Origin of the sequence: Mycolicibacterium mageritense, assembly GCF_010727475.1 — a bacterium.
In the GTDB taxonomy this organism is placed as follows: Bacteria; Actinomycetota; Actinomycetes; order Mycobacteriales; family Mycobacteriaceae; genus Mycobacterium; species Mycobacterium mageritense.
Genome location: NZ_AP022567.1, coordinates 1,583,245 through 1,607,965 on the forward strand (window position 1 = coordinate 1,583,245; position 24,721 = coordinate 1,607,965).

The 24,721-nt window shown below is 65.3% G+C and carries 26 protein-coding genes and 1 pseudogene; 15 read left to right on the forward strand and 12 right to left on the reverse strand.

All coding sequences use genetic code 11. The annotated features are described in order from the left end of the window. Nucleotides 1-114: 114 nt before the first annotated feature. The gene (locus tag G6N67_RS07700) at nt 115-3,000 is read right to left on the reverse strand and encodes an MMPL/RND family transporter (RefSeq protein ID WP_036433187.1); all 2,886 of its coding nucleotides are present in this window, start codon (nt 2,998-3,000) and stop codon (nt 115-117) included. Beyond that, the gene (locus G6N67_RS07705; RefSeq protein WP_036435670.1) at nt 2,997-3,428 is read right to left on the reverse strand and encodes an MmpS family transport accessory protein; all 432 of its coding nucleotides are present in this window, start codon (nt 3,426-3,428) and stop codon (nt 2,997-2,999) included. Before G6N67_RS07705 ends, G6N67_RS07700 begins: the two co-directional genes overlap by 4 nt. Nucleotides 3,429-3,769: 341 nt before the next feature. Here G6N67_RS07705 and G6N67_RS07710 point away from each other — a divergent pair, with 341 nt between their 5' ends. Continuing rightward, entirely contained in the window at nt 3,770-4,408 is a 639-nt protein-coding gene (locus tag G6N67_RS07710) for a sigma-70 family RNA polymerase sigma factor (RefSeq protein WP_063835120.1), read from the forward strand. On the opposite strand, the gene G6N67_RS07715 is transcribed toward G6N67_RS07710, so the two are convergent. Continuing rightward, entirely contained in the window at nt 4,369-4,986 is a 618-nt protein-coding gene (locus G6N67_RS07715) for a sigma-70 family RNA polymerase sigma factor (protein WP_051578752.1), read from the reverse strand. The genes G6N67_RS07710 and G6N67_RS07715 overlap by 40 nt on opposite strands. A 256-nt stretch (nt 4,987-5,242) precedes the next feature. Between G6N67_RS07715 and G6N67_RS07720 the strand changes: the two genes are divergently transcribed. Then, on the forward strand, nt 5,243-6,655 hold the full coding sequence (locus G6N67_RS07720; protein ID WP_036433183.1) for an NCS2 family permease: 1,413 nt from the start codon (nt 5,243-5,245) through the stop codon (nt 6,653-6,655). 13 nt (nt 6,656-6,668) lie between these two features. Here G6N67_RS07720 and G6N67_RS07725 read toward each other — a convergent pair whose 3' ends face one another. Further along, nucleotides 6,669-7,313 (reverse strand): FMN-dependent NADH-azoreductase, encoded by a 645-nt coding sequence (locus G6N67_RS07725; RefSeq protein WP_036433181.1) that lies wholly within the window; start codon nt 7,311-7,313, stop codon nt 6,669-6,671. 71 nt (nt 7,314-7,384) lie between these two features. On the opposite strand from G6N67_RS07725, the gene G6N67_RS07730 reads away from it, so the two are divergent. Beyond that, nucleotides 7,385-7,870, forward strand: coding sequence for a MarR family winged helix-turn-helix transcriptional regulator (locus G6N67_RS07730; RefSeq protein ID WP_051578751.1), 486 nt, complete (start codon nt 7,385-7,387; stop codon nt 7,868-7,870). A 62-nt stretch (nt 7,871-7,932) separates the two neighbouring features. Further along, on the forward strand, nt 7,933-8,880 hold the full coding sequence (locus G6N67_RS07735; protein ID WP_036433178.1) for a DUF808 domain-containing protein: 948 nt from the start codon (nt 7,933-7,935) through the stop codon (nt 8,878-8,880). 62 nt (nt 8,881-8,942) lie between these two features. Here the strand turns inward: G6N67_RS07735 and G6N67_RS07740 are convergent, their stop codons facing one another. Beyond that, the gene (locus tag G6N67_RS07740; protein WP_230023537.1) at nt 8,943-9,665 is read right to left on the reverse strand and encodes a hypothetical protein; all 723 of its coding nucleotides are present in this window, start codon (nt 9,663-9,665) and stop codon (nt 8,943-8,945) included. A 130-nt stretch (nt 9,666-9,795) separates the two neighbouring features. Here G6N67_RS07740 and G6N67_RS07745 point away from each other — a divergent pair, with 130 nt between their 5' ends. Then, entirely contained in the window at nt 9,796-10,530 is a 735-nt protein-coding gene (locus G6N67_RS07745) for an SDR family oxidoreductase (RefSeq protein WP_229479789.1), read from the forward strand. Between the two features lie 115 nt (nt 10,531-10,645). Then, nucleotides 10,646-10,849 (forward strand): cold-shock protein, encoded by a 204-nt coding sequence (locus G6N67_RS07750; RefSeq protein WP_036433169.1) that lies wholly within the window; start codon nt 10,646-10,648, stop codon nt 10,847-10,849. Nucleotides 10,850-10,911: 62 nt separating this feature from the next. On the opposite strand, the gene G6N67_RS07755 is transcribed toward G6N67_RS07750, so the two are convergent. Then, nucleotides 10,912-11,421 (reverse strand): DUF5994 family protein, encoded by a 510-nt coding sequence (locus G6N67_RS07755; RefSeq protein WP_308289878.1) that lies wholly within the window; start codon nt 11,419-11,421, stop codon nt 10,912-10,914. 418 nt (nt 11,422-11,839) lie between these two features. Here G6N67_RS07755 and G6N67_RS07760 point away from each other — a divergent pair, with 418 nt between their 5' ends. From G6N67_RS07760 to G6N67_RS07785, 6 genes are all read left to right on the forward strand, one after another. Beyond that, entirely contained in the window at nt 11,840-12,097 is a 258-nt protein-coding gene (locus G6N67_RS07760; protein WP_036433166.1) for a hypothetical protein, read from the forward strand. An 88-nt stretch (nt 12,098-12,185) separates the two neighbouring features. Beyond that, the gene (locus G6N67_RS07765) at nt 12,186-13,391 is read left to right on the forward strand and encodes a sensor histidine kinase (RefSeq protein ID WP_051578930.1); all 1,206 of its coding nucleotides are present in this window, start codon (nt 12,186-12,188) and stop codon (nt 13,389-13,391) included. After that, nucleotides 13,373-14,050 (forward strand): response regulator transcription factor, encoded by a 678-nt coding sequence (locus G6N67_RS07770; protein ID WP_179976809.1) that lies wholly within the window; start codon nt 13,373-13,375, stop codon nt 14,048-14,050. Before G6N67_RS07765 ends, G6N67_RS07770 begins: the two co-directional genes overlap by 19 nt. A 138-nt stretch (nt 14,051-14,188) precedes the next feature. Next, on the forward strand, nt 14,189-15,235 hold the full coding sequence (locus G6N67_RS07775) for an LLM class flavin-dependent oxidoreductase (protein ID WP_036435657.1): 1,047 nt from the start codon (nt 14,189-14,191) through the stop codon (nt 15,233-15,235). A 23-nt stretch (nt 15,236-15,258) separates the two neighbouring features. Continuing rightward, entirely contained in the window at nt 15,259-16,011 is a 753-nt protein-coding gene (locus tag G6N67_RS07780) for a DUF1684 domain-containing protein (protein ID WP_036433162.1), read from the forward strand. Further along, complete coding sequence (locus G6N67_RS07785; protein ID WP_036433156.1) at nt 16,008-16,928, forward strand: 2-hydroxyacid dehydrogenase; 921 nt, start codon at nt 16,008-16,010, stop codon at nt 16,926-16,928. Before G6N67_RS07780 ends, G6N67_RS07785 begins: the two co-directional genes overlap by 4 nt. 15 nt (nt 16,929-16,943) lie before the next feature. On the opposite strand, the gene G6N67_RS07790 is transcribed toward G6N67_RS07785, so the two are convergent. From G6N67_RS07790 to G6N67_RS07815, 6 genes and pseudogenes are all read right to left on the reverse strand, one after another. Next, nucleotides 16,944-17,120, reverse strand: coding sequence for a hypothetical protein (locus tag G6N67_RS07790; protein ID WP_163642139.1), 177 nt, complete (start codon nt 17,118-17,120; stop codon nt 16,944-16,946). 163 nt (nt 17,121-17,283) lie between these two features. Continuing rightward, the gene (locus G6N67_RS07795) at nt 17,284-18,147 is read right to left on the reverse strand and encodes a LysR family transcriptional regulator ArgP (protein ID WP_036433154.1); all 864 of its coding nucleotides are present in this window, start codon (nt 18,145-18,147) and stop codon (nt 17,284-17,286) included. Between the two features lie 125 nt (nt 18,148-18,272). Then, the gene (locus tag G6N67_RS07800; RefSeq protein ID WP_036433146.1) at nt 18,273-18,707 is read right to left on the reverse strand and encodes a lipoprotein LpqH; all 435 of its coding nucleotides are present in this window, start codon (nt 18,705-18,707) and stop codon (nt 18,273-18,275) included. Between the two features lie 192 nt (nt 18,708-18,899). After that, the gene (locus G6N67_RS07805; protein WP_036433143.1) at nt 18,900-19,772 is read right to left on the reverse strand and encodes a sugar phosphate isomerase/epimerase family protein; all 873 of its coding nucleotides are present in this window, start codon (nt 19,770-19,772) and stop codon (nt 18,900-18,902) included. A 1-nt stretch (nt 19,773) separates the two neighbouring features. Beyond that, on the reverse strand, nt 19,774-20,793 hold the full coding sequence (locus G6N67_RS07810; RefSeq protein ID WP_036433140.1) for a Gfo/Idh/MocA family protein: 1,020 nt from the start codon (nt 20,791-20,793) through the stop codon (nt 19,774-19,776). Nucleotides 20,794-20,799: 6 nt separating this feature from the next. Next, a pseudogene (locus G6N67_RS07815) lies at nt 20,800-22,224 on the reverse strand (sugar porter family MFS transporter); the annotation flags it as partial. Between the two features lie 141 nt (nt 22,225-22,365). Here G6N67_RS07815 and G6N67_RS07820 point away from each other — a divergent pair. The 3 genes from G6N67_RS07820 to crp all read left to right on the forward strand — a co-directional run bounded on the left by G6N67_RS07820 (nt 22,366) and on the right by crp (nt 24,717). Continuing rightward, complete coding sequence (locus G6N67_RS07820) at nt 22,366-23,355, forward strand: LacI family DNA-binding transcriptional regulator (protein WP_081812541.1); 990 nt, start codon at nt 22,366-22,368, stop codon at nt 23,353-23,355. A 206-nt stretch (nt 23,356-23,561) separates the two neighbouring features. Next, nucleotides 23,562-23,900, forward strand: a complete 339-nt coding sequence (locus G6N67_RS07825) for an MmcQ/YjbR family DNA-binding protein (protein ID WP_036433134.1) — start codon at nt 23,562-23,564, stop codon at nt 23,898-23,900. Nucleotides 23,901-24,039: 139 nt separating this feature from the next. After that, on the forward strand, nt 24,040-24,717 hold the full coding sequence (gene crp / locus G6N67_RS07830) for a cAMP-activated global transcriptional regulator CRP (protein WP_036433133.1): 678 nt from the start codon (nt 24,040-24,042) through the stop codon (nt 24,715-24,717). Nucleotides 24,718-24,721 lie beyond the last annotated feature (4 nt).

Consider the following 24,721-nt stretch of genomic DNA (forward strand, 5'->3'; position numbering starts at 1 on the left):
GGCGTGTCCCACACGGAATATCGGCGAAGCGGTCTGAACACTACTTAACTTGAAGATCCCAGCCACCCAGTGACTGCAAACTTCAACGTAAGCACCTCGAAGCCCAGCGGCGGGTCAGCTCGGCACCGGGATGGCCGCGGTGTCTTCGTCGTCATCGCGGCGTTGCGGTTGCGGTTTGCGGAACTGGTTGTCGCCGCGCGGATAGACGACCTGCGGCCACCAGAACCACCGGCCCAACAAGGTTGCGATCGACGGCATCAACAACGACCGCACGATGAGGGTGTCGAGCAACAACCCGATCGCGATGGTCGAGCCCATCTGGGCCAGCACCACCAGTTCGCTGCCCAGCATCGCCGCCATGGTCGCGGCGAACACCAAGCCCGCCGAGGTCACCACGCCGCCGGTCCCGGCCATCGACCGGACGATGCCGGTCTTGAGGCCCGCGTAGATCTCGTCCTTGAACCGGGACACCAGCAGCAGGTTGTAGTCCGATCCGACCGCCAGCAGGATGATCACCGACATCAGCATGACCAGCCAGTGCACATGGATGCCGAACAAGTCCTGCCACAACAACACCGAGATGCCGAAGGACGCGGCGATCGAGCTGGCCGCGGTGCCCACGATGACCAGCGCCGCCACCGCACTGCGGGTCAGGATGAGCATGATCATGAAGATCAGCGTGAGGGCCGACACCACGGCGATCATCAGGTCGTAGCGGGCCCCGTCGCTCATGTCCTTGTACGTGGCCGCGACGCCGCCGAGGTAGATCTTGGCGTCCGACAGCGACGACATCTTCAAGCCCTCCTGGGCCGCCGTACGCTCGGCGTTGACACGGGCGATGCCCTCGGGTGTCGCGGGATCGCTCTGGTGCGTGATGAACATGCGCGCGGATTTGCCGTCAGGTGACAGGAACATCTTCAGGCCGCGCTCGAAATCGGGATTCTGGAACGCCTCCGGCGGCAGGTAGAACAGATCGTCGTTCTTGGCTTCGTCGAAGCTCTGCCCCATGGCCAGCGCCGTGTCGTTCATCGCCTGCATCTGGTCGAGCAGGGCCTTCTGCGAGTTGTACGACGCGAGCGACAGATCCCGGCTGGTCTTCATCGAGGCGATCGTCTGTGGCAGCAGCGCGGTCAGTTTCGGTGCCAGGTCTGCCAGTTGGTCGGTGTTGACCTGTACAGAGGCCGTCTTGTCGGTCAGCTCGTCGATGCCGTCGAGCGAATCGAAGACCGACCGCGCCGCGGCGCACATGGGTATGTCGAAGCAGTGCGGTTCCCAGTAGAAATAGTTGCGCAGGGGCCGGAACTGGTCGTCGAAGTTCGCGATGCTGTCGCGCAGTTTCTTGGTGACGTCGAGGATCTCCTGCGACTTGGCGGCCGAGTCCTGGGTGAGCTTGGTCTGTTGGAGCGACAGTTGGTACTGCTCCTCCAGGATCGAGATCGAGACGTTCATCGCATCAACCATTTTCAGCTGGTTGGCCAGTTGATCGCGCTGGAACGGCAGGTTCAGGTTCTGCGTCTGCCCCTGGATGGCGGTCTGGAACGGAATCGAACTGTGCTGGATGGGGATACCCAGTGGCCGGGTGATGCTCTGCACCATCGCGATGCCCTCCGTCCGCAACACGTTCTTGGCCACGCGGTCCAGCACCAGCATGTCGGCGGGGTTGCGCATGTCGTGGTCGGCCTCGACCAGCAGGATGTCGGGGTTCATGCGGGCCTGCGTGAAATGCCGGTCGGCCGAGGCGAATCCGATGTTCACCGGGGCGTCGGCGGGCAGGTACCACCGATCGTTGTAGGCCGGCTTGTATCCCGGGACGGCCACCACGCCGATCAGCACGATGAACGAGCTGGCCACCAGGATCGGCGCGGGCCACCGCACCACCGCAGTGCCGACCTTGCGCCAGAACCGGCCTTTGGGCGGCTTTTTCGCCTCGTAGAGGCCCACCTTACTGCCGAGGAACAGCACAGCGGGGCCCATCGTCACCGACGATGCCACCACCACGATCATGCCGATCGCGACGGGCGCACCCATGGTGCTGAAGTACGGCAACCGGGCGAAGCTGAGGCAGTACGTGGCGCCGGCGATCGTCAGGCCCGAACCGATGATGACCGGCGCGACCGACTTGAACGTCGTGTAGTAGGCGTCCTCGCGTTCCTCGCCGGCGCCGCGGGCTTCGCGGTAGCGGCCGAACAGGAAGATGCCGTAGTCGGTGGCGGCCGCAATTGCCAGCATCGTGAGGATGTTCCCGGCGAAGGTGGTCAGTCCGAACACGTCGTGAGTGGCCAGGACCGAGATCAGACCGCGTGATGACAGCAGCCCGATCGCGGTGAGCAGCAACTGCACCAGGGTGGTGCGGATCGAGCGGTAGACGATCAGCAGCATCACCGCAATCGCCACGAGCGTGTAGAGCGTGATCTGGCCGAGGCTGGCGTTGCCGATGACGTGCATGTCGTCGGTGAGGGCAGCGGGTCCGGCGACGTATGCCTGCACACCCGGCGGCGCGGGCGTGTCCTTGATGATGTCGCGCACCTTCTGCACGCCTTCATTCGCCAGCGTCTGGCCTTGCTGCCCAGCCAGATTCAGCATCACGTACGAGGCTTTGCCGTCGGCGCTCTGGGCACCGGCAGCGGTCAGCGTATCGCCCCAGAAGTCCTGGATGTGCTGGATGTGCTCGGGGTCTTCGCGAAGTTTGCGGATGATCTCGTCGTAGTAGCGGTGGGCATCCGGGCCCAGGGCCTGCTGCCCCTCGACCACCACCATCACCGTGCTGTTGGAGTCGAATTCCTTGAAGTTGCCGCCCATCCGGTGCATTGCGATCATCGACGGCGCATCTTCGGGGGCCATCGGGGCGGAGTGCTCCTCGCCCACGATCTCGAGCTGCGGTGCGATGACGTTCACGACGACGGCGAACGCGACCCAGAACAGGATGACCGGGATGGCGAAGATGCGCAGGCTGTGCGCGACGAGCGGCCTGCGGGGATGTGCGTGAGTGTTCTTTGTCATGCGGACTTCACCAGGCAGTACGTCTGGGCGTTGATGCCATCGGCTGATTTCTCCTCGCGGACAATGCCGTTCACGGTGACCCGGCATCCGATTGCGTCCCCCTCTGCGCGCGCCATCAGGTTGGCGCTGACCGTGGGCAACGTGGTCTGCAGCGTGATCGACCACGGCAGGGTCGCGGTGATCTCGTGAACCTTGGCGTCGGGATCGAAATAGCTGATCTGGGCGGTTGCCCCGGCAGGACCGTATACGTCATAGACGAGGATTTTCGGGTTGAACTGGACGATCTCGATGCCGGCGCCCGCGTTCGCGTTGAGGTCTTCGGAACCGAACATCCGATGCAGTCGCGATACGACCAACCCAGAGATGGCCAGCACCACCACCAGCACCAGCGGAATCCACGCATGCTTGAACAGCCGTGCAACCGGCATGGCCTTCACCAACACCTCCCCGACATCACTCGACCACGCCCGTGGAACGCGATAACGACACTCGTTCATTTCCACGGCGAATTAGTTCGAATAACTATGTACAGCGGGGAGGAACTTTACACCGGTCGAAATGGAGACGCACCTTCAGGCAACTTCCTGTGAAGTCGCTGAAAAGTGGCTGGGCGCAGCGTCTTCAAGCTAGGCGAATGCCCAGCACCGCACCGACATTGACGATCGCCACCCCCACGCAGGCAAGCCGCAGCGGGGTAGCCCTTACGTCGGCTAACTAGCTGGGCTAGACTATATGTATAGTTTCTCTATATATAATTAGTGAGGGCGCCATGCATGACACCACATTCGATTGCAGCCGGTCGTATCCCGAGATCGATGCCCGCTTCGTGATCCAAGCGCTGCCGCACATCGACCAGATCTCCAGAGGCGCCCGTCGCCTGACCATCAACACCTACGACGCCGAGGATCTGGTGCAGGACACGTTTCTCAAGGCTTACAGCGGTTTTCGCACCTACCAGGACGGCACCAACATTCGGGCCTGGTTGTTCCGCATCATGTACAACACCTGGACCAACAACTACCGCATCCGACAACGACGGCCGCAAGAGGTGCTGTGCGAGCAGTTCACCGACTTTCAACTCTCGGCCGAGCAGAATCACACCTCAGCCGGCCTGCGATCGGCTGAGATCGAAGCCCTCGACGCACTGGGCGACGACGAAATCGCACACGCGCTCAGGGCGATACCGCCGGCCAACCGGCTCGCGGTATACCTTGCCGATGTCGAGGGCTACCAGTATCGCGAGATCGCCGCGCTCATGGGAATCCCCATCGGCACCGTGATGTCCCGACTTGCCCGGGGCCGCAGGCGATTGCGCGAACTGCTCGCCGATGTCGCCGCCGAACGCGGGATGGCACGGCGCAGTGACGGCTATGCAGCAGCGCCGTTCGCCGCACGCCGACCGAGATAGCCTCGTGCAGTGCCGAGTTCGGCGAGCAGATCACGCAGATTTCGCCGGCCACGATGCAGTCGCGACATCACCGTGCCCACGGGAATCTGCAGAATGTCGGCGATCTCCTTGTACTGGAAGCCTTCGACGTCGGCGTAGTAGACGACGATGCGCTGGAAGTCGGGCAGTTGCCCCAGGGCCTGCCGAACCTCGTCATCCCCCATGGCGTCGAGCGCGGCCAGTTCCGCGGACGCCAACTCGACCGAGGAACGTCGCGCGACAGCCGCGAGTTGGGCATCGTTGATCGCGTCGGCGAGCACCTCTTCGGGCCGCCGTTGCGCAGTGCGATACGCGTTGATCCACGTGTTGGTCAGGATGCGGAACAGCCAGGCCCGAATGTTGGTGCCGTCCCGATAGGTGTGAAAGCTCGCGTACGCCTTGACCATGGTCTCCTGCACCAGATCCTCGGCATCGGCGGCGCTGCGCGTGTACCGGCAGGCAGCCGAGTACAGCTGATCCAGCAGCGGCAACGCGTCGCGTTCGAAACGCTTTGTCAGATCGTCATTTTCGAGCACTTTTGCCCGACCGGTTGATGGCATGGCCCCGCTCCCGCCATTGGTCGTATGCCTGGTATCGGATACGTCGCTATCTGAAGCTATCTCGCACGGCCAACCGGCCCCAGGGGGTTTCCCTCCGGATTCGAGACGGTTTACCGCAGAAGTCATGTTCGGAGCATGGCACCTCAACTTAACTTGAGGTCAACTCCTCCCTCTCCCCGACGCGATAACGACCAAGAAACAAACACTCACTCCAACGCAACACGCGGAGCGCACGCTGCCTTTAGGGTCATCAGCTATGAATCGCCTCGATCGCTTCTTCGAGATCTCGGCCCGTGGCTCCACGGTCTCCTCCGAGGTCCGCGGCGGCCTGGTCACCTTCATCGCGATGGCCTACATCATCGTGCTGAATCCGGTGATCCTGTCGGGCTCTGCCGATGTCGACGGCAACAAGCTCGAATTCGCGCAGGTTTCGGCCACCACGTGCCTCGCGGCGGGCGTGATGACGATCCTGTTCGGCATCATCGCGCGCCTGCCGTTCGCGTTCGCCGCGGGTCTTGGCATCAACTCGTTCCTGGCCACCACCGTGGTGGGCTCGATCACCTGGCCCGAGGCGATGGGCCTCGTGGTCATCGACGGCCTGATCATCGTGGCATTGGCGGCCAGCGGGTTTCGCCGCCTGGTCTTCGACGCCGTCCCCATGCAGCTCAAACTGGCGATCACCGCGGGCATCGGGCTGTTCATCCTGTTCATCGGCCTTGTCGATGCCGGGTTCGTCGGCTCGACCGGGCTGCCATCTCCCCCGGTGGGGCTCGGCACCGGCGGCGTCGGCTCGATCAACACCGTGCCGACGGTGGTCTTCGTGTTCACCCTGCTGGTCACCGGAATCCTGGTGGCGCGAAAGGTGCGCGGCGGCATCCTGATCGGCCTGGTGACGGGCACCGTCGCGGCCGTCGTCGTCGAGGCGATCTGGCACCTCGGGTCAGCCCAGGAAAAGCCCGGCGGATGGGGTTTGTCGGTCCCGACACTGTCCGGCTCGCCGTTCGCGCTGCCCGATCTTTCGCTGGTCGGCGAGGTCAGCCTCGGCAGCTTCAGCCGGATCGGCGTCCTGGCCGCGATCATGCTGGTGTTCACCCTGGTGTTCGCGAACTTCTTCGACGCCATGGGAACCATGACGGGCCTGTCCCGCGAGGCCGGGCTGTCCGACGACAAGGGCAACTTTCCACGGCTCAAATCGGCACTGATCGTCGAAGGCGCCGGAGCCGTCGTCGGCGGATCCGCGTCGGCCTCGTCGAACACCGTCTTCATCGAATCCGGCGCGGGTATCGAGGAGGGTTCCCGCACCGGATTCGCCAACCTGATCACGGGCCTGCTGTTTCTGGCAGCCATGTTCGTCGCCCCACTGGCCTCGATCGTGCCCACCGAGGTGGCCGCGGCCGCCCTGGTGATCGTCGGCGCGATGATGGTGTCGCAGCTGCGCCACATCGACCTTTCCGAATTCTCGGTGGCATTGCCCGTGGTGCTCACCGTGGCGACCATGGCGTTCAGTTACTCGATCGCCAACGGCATCGGGGTCGGTTTCGTGGCATGGGCGGTGCTGCGCTCGGCCGCGGGAAAGGCCCGGGAAGTCAGCCCGTTGCTGTGGATCGTGGCCGCGGGCTTCGTGCTGTACTTCGCGCGCGGCTGGATCGAGTCCCTCATCGGGATGTAGGGCCCGGTTGCGCTCAGGCGACGTGCTCGTTGGCTTCCCACAGCCCATCGATTTCGGCGATCGCCCGCTGCAGGCTTTCCCTGGCCAGCGGTTTGAGGTCGGCCATGGCCGGATTGCTGTCGGCCATGGTGAGCTCGGCGATGATGAACCTCGGTTGCATGCCGGTAAGTGACACGGCGTGCGGCAACCACGTTTCGGCGTGATCCCACCCGTGTCGCGGGGTACCGGCCCCGTAACCGCCGCCGCGGCTTTCGATCACGACGAAGTCGGCATGCCCGAGCAGGCCCGTCCCGTCCTCGCCGATAGACAGTCCCGGGGCCACGAGGTGATCCACCCACGCCTTGACAGTGCTCGGCGGTCCGTAGTTGTACAGCGGCAGCCCGAGCAGGACCGTGTCGGCACGCTTGATCTCGTCGATGAGTTCCTCGCTCAGCGCGAACGACGCGTGCTGTGCCGGCGTGCGCTCTGCGGCAGGCACCAGACGCGCCATTCCGGTGCCGGCGTCCAGATGCGGAATCGGGTCGGCGGCCAGATCGCGGTAGGTCACCGCGCCCCCGGGATGCGTGTCGCGCCACCGCTCAACCGCATGCGCGGTCAACCGGCGGCTCACCGAGTTCGGCCCCTGAACTGACGAGTCGAGGTGCAGAAGGTGCGCCATGAGTCTCCCATCGTAGATAATGAATGCTACAACGATCATATATACACCATTGATTATTATTTCATTCCCGTATGCTGGCCGACGTGGCCAAGAGCAAGCACCGGACGCAGAACGTCCAGCTTGCGGGCCCACTCCTGGACTATCTGGCCCGCCGCATCCGCGCCGAAGCCGAGCTGGAGTTCCGCCAGTTCAACCTCCGCGCACGCCACGTCATCGCGCTGACTCTGTTGCGAGACTTCGGCGAACGCAGCCAGTCGGATCTCGCCGAGGCGTTGGGCGTCGAGCCCACCAACCTGGTCATCCTGCTCAACGAACTCGAAGCATCCGGGCTGGTGGAACGCCGACGCTCGACCGAGGACCGACGCCGCCACATCGTCCTGCTGACCGACGCCGGTGCGCGCAAGCTCTCAGACGTCGAGGACGTGGTGGCAGACATCGAGGATCGGATGTTCTCGGCGCTCGACACCGACGAGCGCGCCACCCTCTACACGTTGTTGCAGCGCGCAGCCGCGGCCGCATCAGGCGGGCCCGAGGTGCCTGCAGCCTGCTCGGGCTGAGCATGGCCGGTAATCTTCACAGGCATGGGGACGAGCCGCTTGCGCGATGAGAGAACGTACCGGTGAGCGCCGGTTTGTTCGGTTTGCTCGACGACATCGCCGCCCTGGCGCGACTCGCGGCCGCGTCGATCGATGACATCGGCGCGGCGACGGGCAAGGCGACCGCCAAGGCCGCAGGCGTGGTCATCGACGACACCGCGGTCACACCGCAATACGTGCACGGGATCACCGCCGACCGGGAACTGCCGATCATCAAGAAGATCGCGATCGGGTCGCTGCGCAACAAGATCCTCTTCATCTTGCCCGCAGCACTGCTGCTGAGTCAGTTCGTACCGTGGCTCCTGACGCCGATCCTGATGCTCGGCGCGACCTACCTCTGCTACGAGGGCGCCGAGAAGGTGCTGGGCTGGCTACCGGGACAGCACGGGCACGACGCACATGCGGCACCCACCGCGGCGGCCGGAGCCGACTCCGAGAAGTACATGGTGACCGGCGCGATCCGTACCGACTTCATCCTCTCAGCCGAGATCATGGTGATCGCGCTCAACGAAGTGGCCGACCAGTCCTTCCTGCCGCGGCTCATCATCCTGGTCATCGTCGCCCTGGTGATCACGGCCGCGGTCTACGGCGTCGTCGCGGGCATCGTGAAGATGGACGACATCGGACTGAGCCTCGCCCAGCGCACGTCGCGGATTGCGCAGACGATCGGGCGCGGGCTCGTCGCCGGAATGCCCAAGCTGCTGTCCGCGCTCTCGATCATCGGTACCGTGGCCATGTTGTGGGTCGGCGGCCACATCCTGCTCGTCGGGACGGACACCCTCGGTTGGCACACGCTCTACGGGCTCGTGCACCACGCCGAGGAGTGGGTGCACCACGCGGTTCCGGGTGTCGGCGCGGTGCTGGCGTGGCTCACGAACACGGCCGCCTCGGCCGTCATCGGGTTGATCGTCGGAGGCGTGGTGGTGGCGATCATGCATGTCCTGCCGTTCGGCAAGAAGTCCCACCGTTGAGTCCGCGCTGACGGCGTAACGCACTCGCACTTTCACGCCGTACCCGCAGAGTCAATGGGGTGCTAGCTCGCGTTCTGAACGATCCACCGCTGACCGGCTTCAGCGGCCCGTACCAGCGCGCCGAACTCGCCGAAATAGCCGGCGACGGCTCCGACCCACGGCAACATGCCGAGGTAGTGGAAAACCCCTCGCGGATGCGGTCGCTTGCCGAGTTCGTCGCCGATCGCGTTCAGAATGCCCGCAAGCTGCCAGAGCTTCCTGGGCAGCGACATCTCCGCCCAGTCGGCCGACCACTCCGGCGCGGGCACCGCACCGGGCTCATCGACCAACTCGCGCCCGCACAGCACCGAGGCCAGCAGGCGCACCTGTGTCGAGTGGTCGGTGACCCCGTATTCACGGGCCACCGCGCACAACACCAGGGCCTGGTTGGCGAATCCGAACAAGTCCTGCACAGGCAGCCGGCTCGCGAGTGCGCCGAATACCCCGGGAAAGGCCACGACCACGGTGTCCAACGCCCCCACCCGGCGAACCCACCAGTGGATGCGGGCTGCGCGGTCCTTGCGCTCCCATGCCTGTGTTCCCGGCACGTCAGCGCAGTTGAGCAGGCACGCCAGGAAATCCAGCGCCTTGCCGGTGACTCCGGTTCCAGCCCCGAGATCGTGCGAACGCCGGCGCAGTCCGAGCGGATCCACTTCGGCCAACACGTCGAGAATCACGTCGATCAGTCCCACGGCCCGCCCGAGGGCGTCGGCGACGTCGGCGTCCGTCAGGTCTGCTTTCGGCATCGGAATGACACTCACGGGCCCATCTTGGTGCACTTCGGCTCGGCGTGGGTGAAACCAAAACGCGTGGCGAGGCTCTCGTGGGCCGGTCTTGCGGCCACTTTCCGGGTGTCGCGATGGCTAACGTCGCGGCGTGACCTATCTGTCCGAGCATGCGTTTGCGAACCGCACGGTCGTCCTGATCGGAGGTGCGACCGGCATCGGCTTCAGCGTCGCACAGCTGGTCAGCCAGGCCGCCGGCACCGTGGTGCTCGGCGGGCGGACGGCTGCCAAGCTGGAGTCGGCGGCCGCCACGCTGGGCGCACGCACCAGCTGGCAGGTCGTCGACACAGCAGATCCAGCGAGCATCGACCGCTTCTTCGAGCCGGTCGACTCTGTTCACGGACTGTTCACCACTGCTGCGACGTACGTCACGGGATCTATTGCCGAATTGTCGGTCGAGGACGCCGCAACACCGTTCGAGTCGAAATTCTGGGGTCAGTACCGGGTGGTGAAGTCGGCATTGCCGAAGCTGGCCACCGACGCGTCGATCGTGCTGATGTCCGGTGCGGCCAGTGTTCGGCCGGCCGGCGACGCTCCCGCCTACGTCGCCGCCAATGCGGCGATCGAGGGCCTGGCGCGCGGCCTCGCGGTCGAACTCGCACCCGTGCGGGTCAATGCGATCGCCCCGGGCACCGTGAACGGGAACCTCTGGCACCAACGCGATTCCGACGTTCGCGCCGCAGCTTTCGAACACTTCTCAGGAGCGTCGGTGCTCGGCCGGCCGGTCTCCGAGGACGAGGTCGCCCTGGCCGCTGTGCACCTGCTGCTGAACGCCGCGACCACGGGTTCGACGGTCTTTCCTGACGGCGGATACAGCCTGCGCTAGCGATCTGCATGAAACTGCAACGAACACAATTATTTTCGGTAATCAGCGCATTCACTGCTACACTGCTGCACGGACGCTCTCTCGCGTCCACAGCACAATGAGAGAAGCAAGAAATATGGCACAGGGAACTGTGAAATGGTTTAACGGCGAAAAGGGCTTCGGCTTCATCGCTCCCGACGGTGGTGCGCCGGATGTATTCGTGCACTACTCCGAGATCACCGGAAGCGGATTTCGGTCACTCGATGAGAATCAGCGCGTCGAGTTCGAGGTCACGCAGGGAGCCAAGGGCCCCCAGGCGGTAGGCGTCACCGCCATCTGACCGACCCAAGACTCGCGAATGGGCTGGCGCGGATATATTCCGCACCAGCCCATTTCGGTATTTCACACCTCTGCCGCGCCCGTACTCGACACCGTCCCCAGCCATCTCGTGGACTCGACCTGCGCGACGCGCAGCACACCGTCGGCGGCTTCGAGCAGAGGACTGTACCGAACCTCGTCCGTGATGTGCATCGCCGCCGCACGGCGCATCACCAGCCCACCCAGGGACTGTGATGTCTTGCACGGCAATACAAGGAGTTTCACGCACTGGCTGCGCCCGGCCACCAGCATCAACCGCGGTCGCCGCGTTTGCGTTCCGATGGCCCAGCGGTTGCCGGTCGCGATCGTGTCCAGATCCAGTTGTGCATCGGCGTTAGACCAGTTGACGCGAATATCGACGATCTCGCCCAACGGTCGATGCAGGATCGACACCAGCTCAGGAAGTTCGTGAGCCAGTGAGTCCGAGTGCGGCCACCATGCACCGTCGATGCCTTCGCCGAGCCTTTCGGCGAGCGTCAGCCTGACCGGGCTCGCAAGCCGTCGCGTTCCACTCAGACCATTCACGAAGACCACGGCATATCAGCGCCTGGCTGCGAGTCCTCGCGGTCGGAGAATACTGGCATCGCCGGCAGCTGCGCCGTGCTCACGACATTCGCGGCGGGCTCCTGATGCTCGGAATGTGAAAAAAGATTGGACGAAACCATAAGTTTTCCTTGAGAATTGGCGGGACCAAACCGCACATGCAGTTTGATTGCCTGCGCTGATCGTCTGCAAGTTGAAGTAGCAGTCTGTCAACAAATCTACACCCATCCACCCGGACGGCAGCATCTGAACGGCGCAGGTCCGGATTCGCTTGCCCGAGGCGGGGTCACATTGACCGGTAGGGGATCCCTCCTGCTGCGGTTCGGCGTCGTTGTCCTACCACGGTCGTACTTCAAGATCGGACACCAGCGCGATGTGTGAAGGGCCGCCTGCTTCATAGCGTCGAGCCATGACACAAGCACAGCCCTTCCGGGCCAACCAGATGGTGGACGTGGCGCGTGCATGGCCACGAATCCCCGCCCAGACCTCACGTGCCCGTGCACGCCAACATCCGATCACGGGGCTGTGGCTCCGTACCCGGGCCGCGCTTCGCGGGATTGCGCGGGCCGCGGCGCCGCGGCCGCGTTCGGAACGGCCTTACTACCCGCCCCGACGCGAGAGTTTCATCGAAGACGCCGCGATGGCGCGTGAGATGCTGCGGCTCTGACCGCGCGATGGATTACGACCGTGGTAGGAGCCCCGACTACCGCCACGGCGGGATGCGCGCGGGCCTCAGATCCTTCTACCATGGCACGATGCGGGGTGCGATCGCGCGCTACGTGCGGGGCCAGATCCGACGGCGGGGCGAGATAATCCCGGTCGGCCACAACTGGGCGTCCGTGGTGGCGATCGATGCGACAGTGGTCGGCGCCTGCATCGTGGCGGGCCTGCAACGCCCCGCCGCGGATATTCCGGTTTCCTTCCTGGCACTCGTCATCGCCGTCGCACCGTTCGTCCAGTTCTTCGTGGCCGGTATCAAGTTCAAGGCGCCCGTGGTGTGGGCAACCTGGACTGCCGCGACCGCACTGCTACTGTTCGCGACGGCAACGCCGGTCGCCACCGATTTCGCGCCGCTGCTGCTGGTCCTGATGGTCGGTGAAGTCTCATCGAGCGCGGGCATGCTCGGCGGATTGCTGTCGACCATGTCGGCGATAGCCCTGTTGCTGGCGGCATCGAATCTGCACCGCCTCGACAACGTCGCGTTGTACCTGGGAATACTCGGAATGGGTTGGCTCGTGGGCTATCTCATGCGGATTCAGCAGCAGCTCATGGAACAGCAACAGCGGGCCCAGGCCGCCCTTGCCACCCACGCCGCCGCCGACGAACGCCGCCGCATCGCCCGCGAGGTGCACGACGTGATCGCCCACTCGCTCAGCGTGACGTTGCTGCACCTCACCGGGGCCCGCCGCGGCCTGCAGCAGGACCGCGACATCGATGATGCCGTCGAAGCCCTTGAGCAGGCCGAACGCCTTGGCAGACAGGCGATGACGGATATTCGGCGGACCGTCGGGTTGCTCGACGCGGCTCCGATGAACATGGCCCCCGAGCCGGGCATCGAGGACATTCCCGGTCTGGTGGACGACTTCGTCCAAGCCGGGCTGAACCTCACGTTCGAGGCATCCGGCAGCACCGAATCAGTCTCGGCCGGCGCGGGTCTGGCGCTGTACCGCATCGTGCAGGAGTCTCTGGCCAATGTCGCCAAACACGCGCCGGACGCCCAATCATCTGTGACACTACGGATTTCCCGCACATCGGCGACGCTGACGGTCGTGAACAAGCTTCCGGTGGCAGTAGTTGCGGCGTGCACCGAAGGCCGAGGTGTCCGTGGCATGCGCCAGCGCGTGGAGCGGCTCGGCGGGATCATCAGCATCGGTCCCTCAAGTGACGGCTGGGCCGTGCGGGCCAACATCCCGTTGAACGACTCCGGCCTGGGAGAGCGGGCATGTCCCTGGGCGCAGTGAACGACCATGCGGGCGACGTCGCCGTGCTCCTCGTCGACGATCAAGATCTCGTGCGCTCGGGCCTGCGCCGGATCCTTCGCCGCAAAGACGGCTTCGTCATCGTCGCGGAATGCGCCGACGGCGACGAGGTGCCCACGGCCGTGCATCAGCACAGCCCCGACGTGGTCGTGATGGATCTGCGGATGAAGAGAGTGGACGGGATCGAGGCGACCCGGCAGTTGGTCGCTGCCGGCGGGCCACCCGTGCTCGCATTGACCACGTTCAACGATGACGAACTGCTCTCGGGCGCCCTGCGGGCAGGCGCTGCCGGCTTCGTCCTCAAAGATTCGTCGGCCGAGGAGCTCATCCGGGCCGTGCGGGCGGTGTCGGCGGGCGACAGCTATCTCGATCCCGCCGTGACGTCACGGGTTCTCACCACCTACCGCAAGGCGGCCAAGCCACCTGATACCCATGCCGTCGGCGAACTCACCGCTCGCGAACTCGACGTCCTGGTGTTGATAGCCAGGGGGCGATCGAATTCCGAGATCGCCGAAGAGCTCAGCATTTCTGGCCTCACGGTGAAAAGTCACATCGGCCGGATCTTCCTCAAGCTCGACCTTCGCGACCGCGCGGCGGCGATCATCCACGCTTACGACCACGGCCTCGTCACGCCCAGGTGAGTTTCCGTTCAGTCGGATTCAAACCACTTCCAGCTCGTGAGCTGCGCGGCCGTCGTCCCCGGATCGGCCGGTCCGGGACTAACGCGCGCTGCGATGCGTTGATCTACACATGCGGTTGGACGTGGATGGGTGCTGCGCATGAAATTCCTGTTGCTGACGCTGATCGCCCATCAACCCGATCCCCTCACCGGCATCAAGAAAAGCCCGGCCGAGCGGCTGCGCGAGGTCGTCGACGCCGCGGTGACTGCCGAGGAGCTGGGCTTCGACGGGTTCGCGGTCGGCGAGCGGCACGAGGATCCGTTCATCTCGTCGTCCCCGCCGGTGGTGTTGAGCCACATCGCGGCGCGTACCTCCAGGATCGGGTTGTTCACCGCGGTGACGACGCTCAGCCTGCTCGATCCGGTGCGGGCGTTCGAGGACTACTCGACGCTGGACAACCTGTCGGGCGGCCGCCTCGAGCTGATCATCGGCAAAGGCAACGGCGCCGCCCAGGCCGAACTGTTCCGCGTGACCACCGAAGATCAGTGGGATCGGAACCGCGAAGGTTACGAGCTGTTCCGGGCCCTGTGGGACAGCGAGGACGTGACGTGGTCGGGCCGGTTCCGGCCGCCGTTGGCCCATGCCAAAGCCCTCCCCCGGCCCTTGCAGAAGCGCATCCGCATCTGGCACGGGAGCGCCACCAGTAGAGATTCGGTCGATCTGGCCGCGCGCCATGGCGACCCGGTTTTCTCCGCCAACGTGACCTACCCGATCGAGCCCTATGCCGAGCTGGTCCGGCACTACCGGCAACGGTGGGAGTTCTACGGCCACCGGCCCGAGGATGCCCTGGTGGGCGCGGGCACCGCCGGATTCCACGTCGCCCCGACCACGCAGCAGGCCATCGCCGAGTACCGGCTGACCTTCGACACCCGGTTGGCATTCGCACGGCGAACCGGGTTGCCCGTGGTGTTCGATTCGATCGAGGACTTCGTCCAACGCAGTTCGGCGCTGATCGGCAGCCCGCAACAGGTGATCGACAAGGTCGGCCGGTATCACGAGCAGCTGGGCCACGAGGTCATGCATCTCAGCGCCGACGCCGACGGTGTGACGGCCGTTCAGATGCGCCGCAGCCTGGAGTTGTTCTCGTCCGACGTCGCCCCGGTGCTGCGCGAAACGATTCCGAGCAGGCCGCTGGCTGCGGCCTAGCCGCAATGTCGAGAGGAGAAACCATGACAACCACCACATCGTTCGAAACCGCGTGGCAGGCCTGGCACGCGGAGCGCGAGCGCTACTACGGTGACCCGCTCGGTTGGGTGAGCATGACCGGTTTGTATTGGCTCACCGACGAATTCGAGTCGGTCGCCGATCTCCCCGGACGGTGGCGCGCGGATGCCGACGCCGTGTATGTCGAGGGCATCGACGGGACCGAGCGGCTCGAACCCGTCGAGGGCGCGCCGGGATTGCTCGTCGAAGACGGTGACCGGCGCATCGAGGTGATCCGCCGGACGGGGTCGGTGGCGCTGCGGGTCCACGATCCGAAATCGCCGACTCTTGCCCAGTACCACGGCATTCCGGTGTATCCGCCGAACGAGCGCTGGCACGTCAGGGGCATCTTCACGCCGTATCCGCAGCCGCAGACCGTGACCACGGGCGCCGTCGTCGCCGGTCTCGAGCACCATCACAACGCCGTGGGCACCATCGATTTCGAGCTGGACGGCGCGACGCATCGGCTGATCGCCTTCGGCCGCGCGACAGACGGCTTGCAGGTGCTGTTCACCGATGCCACGAGCGGAGTCACGACCTATCCCGCTGCCAGGTCTTTGGCGATTCCGGCACCGGAAGACGACGGTTCGGTCACCCTCGACTTCAACCGCGCGTCCAACCTGCCGTGCGCCTTCACCGACTACGCGACCTGCCCGGTCGCCCCTGCCGAGAACCGCCTGCCGGTCGCCGTCGAAGCGGGCGAGAAGAACCCGCGATGAAAGTCCTTGTCCCAGACGATCTCGGGGTCAAAATACTCGACGAATCGGCCGACATCGAGCCCGTCCGGTACGCGCCCGGCGACCCCTGGCCCAGCGATCATCTGGATGCCACGACCGTCGTGGTCGGTTACGAATCGGCCGCGGCGGTCGGTGCCAGGTTCGTCGAGTTGCCCAACCTACGCCTCGTACAGACCCTCAACGCCGGCTATGACCAGTGGTTGCCGCTGCTGCCCGATGGCGTCATGCTGTCCAACGGCCGCGGTGCCCACGGCGGCTCGTCAGCCGAGTGGGTCGTGGCGGTGCTGCTGGCCATCTACCGCGACCTGCAGTTGTTCAACGACCAACAGGACCAAGGTGTTTGGCGGGCGAAGTCCACTGAAACCCTGATCGGCAAGCGGGTGGTCGTGCTGGGCGCGGGCGACCTCGCGGTCAACCTCGCGTCGCGGCTTACGCCGTTCGACACCGAGGTCACGCTGGTGGGTCGGCGGGCGCGGCCCGGTGTCCACCCCGTGACCGATCTCGACGACCTGCTACCGACCGCCGATGTCGTGGTCGCCATGCTGCCCGCGCACGACTCGACCTACCACATCATCGACGCCGGTTTCCTGGCGAAACTCCGCGACGGTGCAGTGGTGGTCAACGTGGGCCGCGGTGGGGCGGTGGACACCGAAGCGCTGTTGGCGGAGCTGACGTCGGGTCGCCTGCGGGCCGCACTCGACGTCACCGAGCCCGAGCCGCTGCCAGCCGACCACCCGCTGTGGTCCGCGCCGGGCCTGGTGCTCACCCCGCATGTAGCGGGCAGCACGACGGGTGCCTGGGAACGCGCGTGGGCGATTGCCCGCGAGCAGATCGAGGTCTACGTCGCCGGCGACCGGCCCCCGAATCTCGTGGCCGGCCCTGGAGCGCCGCAAGATTGACGCCCGGTGACGTGACTACGTCACATCACCGGGGCCCACTGTCACGTGGAACCGCTTGGTTCCCCAGACATCGGACACCGCGAAGAACACGGTCTTGGGCCTGCCGAGCACCGTTGTCGCGACCACCGTGCCAGGCGTTCCCGCAGGCACCGGCGGCACATCCATCCCCTCGATCCGTCTTCGGGCGGTCACGGTATCGCCTTTTCGACAGCGCATCATCATCCCCCTTGGTAGTGAAACCGCTGGGCAGACCGCAGAATGGTTCGCGCACACAGCCATACCCGGCATTTCCGATGATGACGATTCGAAAGCCGGGGCCGCAACCGATTTTCGTGGCCGGGCGCCTCAGGCGCAGCTACTTGCGCCCTCGCAAACTCACCGCGGCCGCACGCACCGCGTCGGTGACCGCCGCGACCAGTGGGCTGTCGAGCTTCCAGCACTGCCAGAACAACGGCACATCGAGGTGGTGGCCCGTGATCGGCACGAACGACTCGTCGATGCTCTGCTCGGGATACATGCCCCATCCCAGCCCGGCCTGCACCGCGGCACCGAACCCCTCGGAAGTCGGGATGTAATGCGCCGGCCTCGCGATGTCTCTGCGGAACGCCTTGCGCACCAACTGGTCCTGCAGTGCGTCGTCGCGATTCCACGCCAATGACGGCGCCACCGCGACCGCCTCGCGGGTGAACCCGTCGGGAAAATAACGTTGCACGTACGCGGCGGTGGCCACCGGGATGTACCGCATCGCCCCGAGCGGATATACCCGGCAGCCCGGAACAGGTGCGCGCTCGGTGGTCACCGCGCCCATCACCACGCCCTCTCGCAGCAGGCGTGCCGACAGATCCTGGTCTTCGATCCGGATCTCGAAGAGCACCTCGGTCAACTCGCCGAACACCCGGGTGAACCACGTGGCCATCGAATCGGCGTTGACCGCCAAGGCAATCCGGGTCTGCTGTGAGGCGCCGCCACTCATCTCGGCGAGCGCTTCAGACTCCAACAGCGCGGTCTGCGCTGCCAGCCGAAGCAGTGGAACCCCGGCAGCCGTTGCCGTGCAGGGTTTTTCGCGCACCACCAGCACCTGGCCGACCCGCTGCTCGAGTGCCTTGATGCGCTGGCTGACCGCCGACGGTGTCACATGCAGCCGCTGCGCCGCGGCGTCGAAGCTGCCCAGCTCGATCACCGCGGCGAAGGCAGCCAGCTGCTGACCGTCGATCTGCACGTATCGAATGGTAGTGCTGCCCCCTTCTTCGCCGAGCAGACGCGTGGGTACCCGTACGCGGCCGTTCCGGGTACCTAGGTGTCTGCTCGGCGGGAGCCCGCGAGCAGGGCGGTCGTCCAGTTCCCTCAACCGATCGATTTGCAGGTGAACGACGCCGTAAAGGGCTTGAACACGGCCGGCTCGACATCCCAACTCTGCGCGACGCCTTCGATGGTGTAGCGGTCGCCATCGTGTGTCACCGACGCTTTTGTATTCGGCCGGTTATCGGCGGCGCTGTATTGCACCCCGTCAAGCTTGAACGAGAAGCTCTCAAGGGTGCGCGGTTCATCGACGGAGAGGGTCAACCCCAGCCCACCGTCTTTGACGTCGGGCCCGCTCAGAATGATTCGCTGTCCAGGCTTGTCCTGACAGGTGAACATCTTTGGGTCCAGCCCGGCCAACGGCGCGCCGTCGACCACGACTTGTGGTTCCGCATACGGGAGCCCGATCGGCTTCGGGCGGTCGTCGGCCCTACCGTCCCGTCCGCCGTCGGCGCCGCAGGCCGTAAGCAGCGTGCCCACTGCGGACAAGGTCGTGAAAGCTAGCAACGTACATCGGCGCATCAGTCTGAGACCCCCGAGTCGATGGAAAGATGCCGTCACGACGACATTACTTCAACCCCAACCCGCGGTCCGACACTTCCGCGCGAGCAGACGCGTGGGTACCCGGTACGCGGCCGTTCGGGTACCTAGGTGTCTGCTCGGCGGGGGAAGTTACCGGTACTTCTGGACGTAATCGGTCATGGTGGCCAACTGGTAGCGCGACACCTCCGCGGCGTTCTCGTTCTCCGCGAACACACTCGACACCATCACCGTGTCATCACGATCATAAAACCCCAACCCCGCCAAGCCGGCGAAGAACTCGTCCCAGTCGATGTCCCCATCACCGATCTTGAGATGCTGATGCACCCGCACCGGATTACCCGGCGGATTGGTGATGTAGCGCAACCCATGCGACGCACGATGATCCATCGTGTCGGCCACATGCACCAACCGCAGCCGCTCCCCCGCCGCGGCCATGATCTCGGCCATGTTCGCCCCCATGTGGAAAGCGTGGCACGCGACAAACACAAAGCCCACATTCGGCGAATTCAACCCCCGGATGATCCGCACGGCCTCCACACCGTCCTCGACGAAATCGTCGGGATGCGGATCGATACGCACATCGATGCCCTCACGCTCGAAGATCGGCAACAACTCCTCCATGGACCGGAAGAACGCCCGCTCAGACTCCTCGGCTTTCTCCGGACGCCCGGAGAACTCGGTGTTGATCACATTGACCCCGAGATCCACCGTGATCTCGATGACGCGCTTCCAGTACCGCACCGCCGCCTCCCGGGCATCGGGATCCGGGCTCGACCACCGCAACACCGGCAACACCGACGCGATCCCCACCCCCGCCTCGACACACGCCTTGCGGAATGACGCCACCAACGCGTCATCGGCGCGGGGATGGTTGAAGAACGGAATGAAATCCCGATGCGGCGTCAACTGCAACCACTCATACCCCAACTCCGCCACCACCCGCGGAAACTCCAACAACGAGTGCGAATGATGAAACGGCGTCGGATCCAACGCAATCCTCATGTCAAGCTCCTGGGATCGATTCGCGGGCAACGAGGTTGACATCGACCGGCAGGCCGGTCTGCAGGGATTCGACGCCGGCCGCGCATACCGCGGCGGCCGCATAGCCGTCCCACGCGGTCGGGCCGTCGACGTTCACACCGGCATGGACGGCGTCGACCCACCGCTGGATCTCGGTGTCGTAGGCGCGGCCGAACCGTTCCCGGAAGCTGGGCGTGATCTGTCCGCCCCAGATGCCGGGGCCAGTCCTGCGCACCAGTCCGACATCCAAACCGATCATCGCCGAACCCTTTTCACCGACGACCTCGGTGCGAACCTCGTACGCGACGCCGGTGTGGACGAACAGTTCCACGTCGACATGCCTGCCGCTCGCGGTGCGCAGGATCGCGATCTGGGGATCGGCGAGACCTTCGGGGCCGGACGGGTTGGGGGCCGGCTTGATGATCTGGATGGCGACGATCTCTTCGTCGAACAGGTAGCGGGTCACGTCGACCTCGTGCACAAGGGAATCCCGCACCACCATGGCACTGTCGAAACCGTGTGGCACGGCGGGATTGCGGTGCGCGCAGTGCAGCACGAGCGGCCGGCCCAGCCCGCCGTCGTCGATGAGGGCCTTCAACGCCATGTACTCGTCGTCGAAGCGGCGCATGAAACCGACCTGGATCAGGCGCTTACCGAGTTCGGCTTCGCGCCTCACGACCTCCAACGACGTCTCGACATCGGTGGTCAGCGGCTTCTCGCACATCACCGGCTTGCCGTGCTCCAGGCAGGCCAGCAGTTGCTTCTCGTGCGTTGCGCCCGGGGTTGCCAGCACGACAGCGTCGACATCGGTGTCGGCGATGGCGTCCAGCGGATCGGCGATGGCGCGGCAGCCCGGGATGCGGTCGGCGATCTCCTCTGCCTTGTCGGTCAGGTAGTCGTTGACCACCGAGACCCGGGCGCCGGAGATCCGGTCTCTGATCCGGACGACGTGGTCGGCACCCATCAGACCGACGCCGAGGACGGCTACGCGTAGATCGGACATGGTTTTTCAGATTCCTTTCGATGCGGTGGTGAGCGGCTGGGTGCCGTGGGCCTCGAAGCGCTCCTCGAGCTCCTCGAGCGTGGTGCCCTTGGTCTCGGGGACGAAGCGCCGAACGAACACCCACGATCCGATGTTGATGGCGACGAACAGGGCGAAGGTTCCGGTGGAGCCCAGTGCCGAGTTCAGCAGCGGGAACAGGAACGAGATGATCGCGTTGGTGCACCACAGCACGAAAACCGCCAGCCCCATGGCGAATCCGCGGATGCTGAGCGGAAAGATCTCCGCGAGCAGCAACCACACACACGTTCCGATGAACATCTGCACGAACGCGACGAAAGCCACCATGCAGGCCAGGATCACGTAGCTGCGGGTGGTCGACTCCGGCAGCAGGAAGACCATCGACAGTGCGGCCTGCGACCCGGCGACTCCGGCGAACCCGATCAGCAGCATGGTGCGCCGGCCGACATAGCCGAGCAGGACGATCCCGACGATCGTGGTGACCACGGACGTGACACCTACCGCGATGGTGGCGACCAGCGCCGCGCTGACGCCGAGCCCGCTCTGTTCGAGAATCGTTGGCGCGTAGTAGTTCACGGTGTTGATGCCGGTGGCCTGTTGCACGATCGCCAGGCCGCAGCCGATCAACACCACGCGGCGGATCCACGGTACGTCGCGGATCACCGACAACGACGGCGACGTGCTCTTGAGCATGTGCGCGGTGTGTTCGACGATAAGGTCGTACTCGGCGTCGGCTTCCGCAGGCGTCCGGCTCAGCCCCAACACCGACCGGGCCTCGACCATGCGCCCCTTCAACCCGTACCAGCGCGGCGAGTCCGGCAGCACCAGCATGCCCACCAGCAGTGCGACCGCCGGGATCGCCGCCACCGCCAGCATCGTGCGCCACACATGCGGGTCGTGGATGAGGCGGTCGAGCAGCGCGTTGGTGGCGAAGGCCAGCATCTGGCCCGTCACGATCATCAATTCGTTGATCGTCACCATGCGCCCACGGCGGTCGGCCGGTGCCATCTCGGCGAGGTAGAGCGGGCACGTCACCGCGGCCGCGCCCACACCGAGCCCGAGGACGATGCGCGCCGCAACCATGATCTGGACATTGGGTGCCACCGCACAACCGAGCGCGCCGGCCAGGAACAGCCCCGCGCACACCAGCAGCGTTCGCTTGCGTCCGATCCGGTCGGCGACCCGGCCGCCGAACAGCGCGCCGAACGCCGCGCCGGGAAACAGCAGGCAGCTGACCACGGTCGCCTCGCCGAACGCACTGAGCCCCAGGTCGTCCTTCATGTACAGCAGGGCGCCCGAGATGACGCCGGTGTCGTATCCGAACAACAGCCCGCCGAGGGTGGCGATAACCGTGAGTTGGGTCAGGAATCTGCCGTTCGAGCGGGCGTCCCCCGGTGTGCGAGACATGTGCGACCTCGTTTCTAGCCTCGAACTAACGCGCGTTAGTAACGCGCGTGAGGTCTACTATGGGCCTGTGGTCCAGATGTGTCAACCGTCACTTCCCGGGCGTGCGCCGTGACTCCGACGCCGCGCGCAGGACGCCGCAAACCGACCATGGCCGATGTCGCCACGGCAGCCGGGGTATCGCGCACGCTGGTGTCGTTCATCCTCGACGGCAAGCCCGGCGCCAGCGAGGAGACCCGCCAACGCGTGCTGGCGGTCGCCGAGGAGATCGGTTACCGACCCGATGCGGCAGCCCGACTCCTTGCGCAGGGGCGCAGCCGCACCATCGGCGTGCTCACCGATGTGCACCAGCTGTTCCAGGCCGAGTTGGTGACGAACATCTATCCGGCCGCCGAGCAGCGCGGCTACGACATGCTGTTGTCGGCCAACCTCCACGACCACGCCGAGGCCACATTCGTCGAATCACTACTGAGCCACCGCTGCGGCAGCCTGATCTTGTTGGGGCCCAGGTCAAGTCAAGACTATCTGCACCAACTGGCCGACCGCGTGCCGACCGTCGTGGTGGGCCGCAGGATGCCGAACATCCTTGAGGCATCCGGCACGCTCGCGACCGTCCGCACCAATGACGCCAAAGGCATGCGCCTGGCTGTCGACTACCTGGTCGGCCTCGGGCACCGCGACATCCACCATGTCGACGGCGGTGACGATCCCGGCTCGGCCGACCGCAGGCGTGCCTACCGCGCCGCGATGCGCAGCCACGGCCTGGCCGACCACATCGCCGTCATCCCCGGTGCCCACAACGAGCAGGCCGGGGCGTCGGCCGCGCGCACGATGCTCGACGCCGGGAAGCTGCCCACCGCAGTTCTGGCCGGCAACGATCGTTGCGCGCTCGGCCTGCTCGACGTGTTCACCCGCGCCGGGATCGCCATTCCCGGCGAACTGTCGCTGATGGGCTACGACGACAGCCACCTGTCGGACAACCCGCGCATCGACCTCACCACCATCCATCAGGACGCCCCCGAACTCGCCCACCATGCAGTGGATCTGGCGGTGGAAATGCTCGAGGGCCGACGCGCCGAACCGACGGACGTGGTGCTCGAGCCCAAGCTTGTCGTGCGTTCCACGACGGCTCCCGCCTGAACGCCGAAACTACGGTTTCTGGCGAGAATACGGCCGAAAGCCGTCAGAACCCGTAGTGTCGGCGAACTCGCACTTCAAAAGCACGATCTCACAATGGAACTGGGCGATCATCACATCGTGGCCGCCCGCGCCCTCCACAGCCGGGCCAGACACGTTCGACGCTCGCAGGTAGGCTTCGCTCAGGTTTTCATCGGAGGTCAACCACCGTGCTCGACGCCGACGACGTGCGCCGTATCGCACTGTCCTTTCCCGAGACCACGGAGAAGGTGCGCTGGCACCACCCCACGTTCGACGTGGCGGGCAAGATGTTCGTGACCGTCCCGGATGACGAAACCTCTTTCGCAGTCCGCTGCCCCAGGTTCGACCGCGAGGAGTTGATCGCGGCCGAGCCACACAAATTCTGGGTGCCACCTCACGAGGCGCCGTCGGCATGGGTGCGGGTTCGGTTGGCTGCGCTCGAGGATTCGCAAGAGCTGCGCGACATCCTGTATGACTCCTGGCAACAGGCCGCCCCCGGCCGGCTCACCGAGGCCGAGGATTCCTGACCCGTCGAACGCCCGTCCTCGACATTACATCGTTTGAAATGGTTGTAATGGTCTGGCACTGCCGCGCCAGCCCCCGCGCGCGGAGCCAGTAATGTGGCAGTCGACACAGTCGGGCGCGTGAGCACACAAAGGGGGGCAAATGGACGAGGTTCTGGCCCGGGCAGGCATCTTCCAAGGCGTACAACCAAGCGCTGTTGCCGCTCTCGCCAAACAGTTGGAACCCGTGTCGTTTTCCCGCGGGCAGGTTGTGTTCACCGAAGGAGAGCCCGGCGACACCCTGTTCATCATCACCACGGGCAAAGTGAAGATCGGGCGCAAGACGGCCGACGGCCGCGAGAGCCTGATCACGCTCATGGGACCGTCGGACATGTTCGGCGAACTGGCGATTTTCGATCCGGGTCCGCGCACCTCGACCGTGACGGCCCTGACCGACGTGCAGGCCGTGACGATGGATCGCAATGCGTTGCGCAGCTGGATCGCCGATGAACCCGAGATCGCCGAGCAGCTGTTGCGCGTGCTGGCGCGGCGGCTGCGCCGCACCAACGACAACCTGTCCGATCTCATCTTCACCGACGTGCCGGGCCGCGTCGCCAAGCAGTTGCTGCACCTCGCGCAGCGGTTCGGCACCCGTGAGGGCAATTCCCTGCGGGTCGACCATGAACTCACGCAGGAGGAGATCGCCCAACTGGTCGGCTCCTCGCGCGAAACGGTGAACAAGGCCCTGGCCGATTTCGCCCAGCGCGGGTGGATCCGGGTTCAGGGTAAGAGCATCCTGATCGACAACGCCGAACTGCTGGCACGCCGGGCCAAGCGCTGAACCC